Below are 1,133 nucleotides of genomic sequence, written 5' to 3'. Positions count from 1 at the left end.
ACCAGCTCATGCCGCTCAGCAGCACTGAGCACCCCGACCTCTCTCAACGGCAGGTCAGAGCCACCCTCCAGCGCCCCCTCCAGCAGCGAGACCAGGCTCTCCGCCGCCGTCACGACCAACGCCGCAACCGCTCGGGGATCAACCGGGGCAACCGCGTCAACGACCAGCCCCAGACGGTCCCCGTCGTCGTCGACGACCACGGCGAGCGGGTAGTTGGTGCGCTCCCGGAAGAACACCACCTCAATGCCGTCGAAGATGGCGGCTACGCCTCGGCTGAAGCCGGTGTTGTGCCGATAGTTGAACATCGACGTGAACAGCGGCGCATCACCTGCCACTCCGCTGGCACTCTGGGCCACGGCCAACGGCGCGTGCTCGTGCTCAAGAAGGGTCGCGAGCTGTCCACGCATCGCGTTGACGGCGGCCACCACGGTGATCTCGTCGGTCCGCACCCGGACCGGAAGCATGTTCATGAACGGCCCGGGCACCCGGTCCGCCCCGGGGCCGGCGTTCATCCGTCCGAACAGGACGGTGCCGAAGACCACGTCCTCGCGGCCGCTGACCGCGGCCAGCACCCGCGCCCACGCCACGTGCATCACCGTCGCCGGGCTCGCACCCAACTGCCGTGCGACCGTACGCAGTCTGGCCTCCACGTCCGACGGAATGTCGAGCCGCGCCTCGGCCGCGTCCATGCCGTCGCCCCGCGCGTCCACGAGCCCGAACGGAGCGGTCGGCTCCGTCACGTCGCCCAGCAGCTCGGCGAAGAACCGCTCGTGCTCGGACCGTTCGACCCCGGCACGTGCCTGGGCTACGAAGTTACGGAACGGCAGCGGCTCGGGCAGCTCCGCACCACGCCCGGCGAGGATCGTCTGCACTTCCTGGAGCAGCAGCTCCAGCGTCGTGTGGTCCTGCACCGTGTGGTGCATGCGCAGCAGAGCCAGCCAACGACCGTCCGTCACCGAAGCCACGTGGAGTCCGAGCAGAGGCGCCCGGCTCAGGTCCATGGACAGTCCGACCTCAGCGAGCAACTGCCCGATCGGATCGGTGCTGTTCGGGTCCAGCCGCACTTCCTCGACGGGGAGGGCGGCCTCGCGCCACACCACCTGGACCGGCTCCCGCAGCCCCTCCCACACGAT

1 protein-coding gene is annotated in these 1,133 nt (G+C 69.6%); it reads right to left on the bottom strand.

The genetic code is table 11. The annotated features are described in order from the left end of the window. A partial coding sequence (locus tag ABTY04_RS41015; protein ID WP_352218525.1) for a condensation domain-containing protein occupies positions 1 to 1,133 on the bottom strand: 1,133 nt, incomplete at both ends.

Source organism: Streptomyces sp. NPDC097981 (genome assembly GCF_040302565.1).
Classification (GTDB): Bacteria; Actinomycetota; Actinomycetes; order Streptomycetales; family Streptomycetaceae; genus Streptomyces.
Note: the sequence above shows the minus strand (reverse complement) of the source record. Positions and strands in the feature narration are given on the sequence as shown.